This is a genomic window from Ramlibacter sp., assembly GCF_035706265.1.
GTDB lineage: Bacteria > Pseudomonadota > Gammaproteobacteria > Burkholderiales > Burkholderiaceae_C > Ramlibacter.
This window is the reverse complement of the sequence record NZ_DASSVG010000558.1, coordinates 1-3,426: the sequence shown is the minus strand read 5'-3', so window position 1 is coordinate 3,426 and position 3,426 is coordinate 1. Positions and strand designations below refer to the sequence as shown.

The following is a 3,426-nucleotide window of genomic DNA, read 5'->3' as shown; positions in this document are numbered from 1 at the left end:
GAGCCGATCGCGCGCGCCGGCACGCTGCTCGCCGAAGCGCTGCGCGGCGGCGGCAAGGTGCTCGCCTGCGGCAACGGCGGCTCGGCCGCCGATGCGCAGCACTTCGCGGCGGAGCTGCTCAACCGCTTCGAGATCGAGCGCGCGCCGCTGGCGGCCGTGGCGCTCACCACCGACAGCTCGACGCTTACGTCCATCGCCAACGACTATGCCTACGAGCAGGTGTTCGCCAAGCAGGTGCGCGGCATCGGCAGGCGCGGCGACGTGCTGCTCGCCATCTCCACCAGCGGCAATTCGGCCAACGTCGTCGAAGCGATGCGGGCGGCGCACGAGCTGGGCGTCGGCGTGGTGGCGCTGACCGGCAACGGCGGCGGCCGGATGGGCGCGATGCTGGCCGCCGGCGACCTGCACATCTGCGTGCCGCACAAGCGCACGGCGCGCATCCAGGAAGTGCACCTGCTGGTGCTGCATTGCCTGTGCGACGGCATAGATTTCCACCTTTGCGGAGGTCGTGGATGAGGATTTTCTGGCTGGCCTGCCTGGCTGCGGCGCTGCAGGGCTGCGCGCCCGTGCTGATCGGCGCCGGCGGCACCGCCGCGCTCACCACCGCCCTGGAGCGGCGCACCACCGGCGCGATCTACACCGACGAAAGCATGGCGCTGACCATCGGCGACCGCATCACCGGGCGCTTCGGCAGCCTGACGCACGTCAACGTGTCGCCCTACAACCGGGTGGTGCTGCTCACCGGCGAGGTCCCCGACCAGGCGACGCGCGACGCCATCGAAGCCGACGTCAAGGACATCGCCAACGTGCGCGGCGTGGTCAACGAGGTGCGTATTGCGCCGCCCTCGTCGCTCGCCGAGCGGGCCAACGACTCGCTGATCACCACCAAGGTGAAGACGCGCTTCATCGACGCCAACCGGTTCAACCCGGTGCACGTCAAGGTGGTCACCGAGGCCGGCGTGGTGTACCTGCTCGGCATCGTCACCGAGCAGGAAGCCAACGACGCGGTGGAGATCGCGCGCACCACCGGCGGCGTGATCAAGGTGGTGAAGATGTTCACCTACTGCCAGCCGACCGACGAGCTGTGCCGCCCGGCGCCGCGCCCGACGACGCCTCCCCAGCCGGGCGCGTGAGGCCGCCGCCGTTCGAGGCGAAGATCCATCCGCCGGCGGCGCTCGGCCAGTGGATCGGCGCCCTGGCGCGGCCGCTGGTCTTCACCAACGGCGTGTTCGATATCCTGCATCGCGGCCACGTCACTTACCTCGCACGGGCCCGGGCGGAAGGCGCCGCCCTGCTGGTCGCGCTGAACAGCGATGCGTCGGTGCGGCGCCTGGGCAAGGCCGCGGACCGGCCGATCAACCCGCTGCCGGACCGGATGGCCCTGCTGGCCGCCCTGGCCTCGGTCGACGCGGTGACCTGGTTCGACGAGGACACGCCCGAGGCCCTGATCGCCGCCAGCCGCCCCGAGGTGCTGGTGAAAGGCGGCGACTGGCCGCCGGAGCGCATCGCCGGCGGCCGCGAAGTGCTGGCGCGCGGCGGGCGGGTGCTCTCGATTCCCTTCGAGCACGAGCGCTCCACTACCGCGCTGGTCGCCCGCATTCGGCAGTAATATCCCCTCATGCGGCTGCACCAGCTCAAGGTGGATTACGACGCGGAGCAGGACCGCCTGCTCATGCTGGTGGCCACCAGCGAGGGCGTGGAGCTGTGCCTGGCCCTGACGCGCCGCTTCGTCAAGCTGCTCTGGCCGCTGCTGGTCAAGCTCGCCGAGGAAGCGAGCCCGCGCATCCGCACCCAGGCCAACCCCGAGGCGCGCAAGGCGCTGCTCGGCCTGGAGCACGAGCACGCCGTTTCCAAGGCGGATTTCTCCAAGCCCTACGACGCCGGCGCGAGCGCCCGGCCGCTGGGCGAGGCGCCGCTGCTGCTCGCGCGCATCCAGACCGGCCACGACCGCAACGGGCAGCCGGTGGTGGCGCTGCATCCTTCGCAGGGCCAGGGCATTACGCTGACCTTCGACTCGGTGCTGCTGCATTCGGTATGCCGCCTGCTGCAGTCCGCGGTGAAGAAGAGCGACTGGGACATGGAGCTCAAGCTGCCGGGCACCGAGCCGGCCGAGCCGGGCGAGCGCGCGGCGCGCACGCTCAACTGACTTATAATCGCAGGCTATCGCTTCTGCCTTCGAACAACTCGGCCTGATCCCTCCGCTCGCGGCTGCCGTAGCCGAGCTCGGCTATGAGAAGCCCACGCCGATCCAGGAGCAGGCAATCCCGCTGGTGCTGGCCGGCCGCGACCTGATGGCCGGGGCGCAGACCGGCACCGGCAAGACTGCGGCGTTCGCCCTGCCGATCCTGCAGCGCCTGTTTGCGCACGCCAGCAGCTCGGCCTCGCCGGCGCGCCACCCGGTGCGCGCGCTGATCCTGACGCCGACGCGCGAGCTGGCGGTGCAGGTGGCCGAGAGCTTCCGCGATTACGGCAAGCACGTGCCGCTGCGCAGCACGGTCGTCTACGGCGGCGTCGACATGAATGCGCAGATCCAGGAGCTGCGCCGCGGCGTCGAGGTGCTGGTAGCCACGCCGGGACGGCTGCTGGACCACGTGCAGAACAAGACGGTGATGTTCAACCAGGTGTCGGTGCTGGTGCTGGACGAGGCCGACCGCATGCTCGACATGGGCTTCCTGCCGGACATCAAGCGCATCATCGCGCTGCTGCCCGCGCAGCGGCAGAACCTGCTGTTTTCCGCCACCTTCCCCGACGAGATCCGCACCCTCGCCAAGGCGCTGCTGACCAATCCGGCCGAGGTGCAGATCGCGGCGCGCAACGCCGTCGCGGACCTGGTGAGCCACGTCCTGCATCCGGTCGCGCGCGAGAAAAAGCGCGAGCTGCTCGCCTACCTGATCCAGACGCGCGCGCTCAAGCAGGTGCTGGTCTTCACCGGCACGCGCATCGGCGCCAACCGGCTCGCGCACCAGCTGCGGCGCGACCACATCCAGGCCGACGCGATCCACGGCGACAAGACCCAGGCGGAGCGCGAGCAGGCGCTCGAGGACTTCAAGGCCGGCAAGACGGCGGTGCTGGTGGCGACCGACGTGGCCTCGCGCGGCCTGGACATCGAGGGCCTGCCACAGGTGATCAACTTCGACGTGCCGCACTCGCCCGAGGACTACGTGCACCGCATCGGCCGCACCGGCCGCGCCGGCCTCACCGGCGAGGCGATCTCGCTGGTGGCGCCCGAGGACCTGGAGGCGATTGCCGCGATCGAGAAGCTCATCAAGAAGCGCATCGAGCGCGTGCTGATCCCGAGCTTCGAGCCCAACGCCGGGACGGTGGCGACCCTGATGGGCGGCCAGCCTTCCGCGCGGGGAAGGGAAAGGGACCGGGGCAGGGAAAGAGACCGGGGCAGGGAAAGAGGACGCGAGAGAGTCGCCAAGC

Annotated in this window: 5 protein-coding genes; all 5 read left to right on the top strand. The window is 70.5% G+C overall.

Going from position 1 to position 3,426, the window contains the following annotated elements; genetic code table 11:
• On the top strand, positions 1-516 hold a 516-nt coding region (locus VFM98_RS20020; protein WP_325111653.1), incomplete at its 5' end, for a phosphoheptose isomerase.
• Positions 513-1,133 carry a BON domain-containing protein gene (locus tag VFM98_RS20015; RefSeq protein ID WP_325111652.1) on the top strand — a complete coding sequence of 207 codons (621 nt, stop codon included), beginning with the start codon at positions 513-515 and terminating at the stop codon, positions 1,131-1,133. The genes VFM98_RS20020 and VFM98_RS20015, both read left to right, overlap by 4 nt.
• Positions 1,130-1,609 (top strand): adenylyltransferase/cytidyltransferase family protein, encoded by a 480-nt coding sequence (locus VFM98_RS20010; protein ID WP_414709051.1) that lies wholly within the window; start codon positions 1,130-1,132, stop codon positions 1,607-1,609. Before VFM98_RS20015 ends, VFM98_RS20010 begins: the two co-directional genes overlap by 4 nt.
• 9 nt (positions 1,610-1,618) lie before the next feature.
• Entirely contained in the window at positions 1,619-2,146 is a 528-nt protein-coding gene (locus VFM98_RS20005) for a hypothetical protein (protein WP_325111651.1), read from the top strand.
• Between the two features lie 43 nt (positions 2,147-2,189).
• Positions 2,190-3,426 (top strand): DEAD/DEAH box helicase (locus tag VFM98_RS20000; protein WP_414709052.1); only part of this gene is annotated, 1,237 nt, incomplete at its 3' end.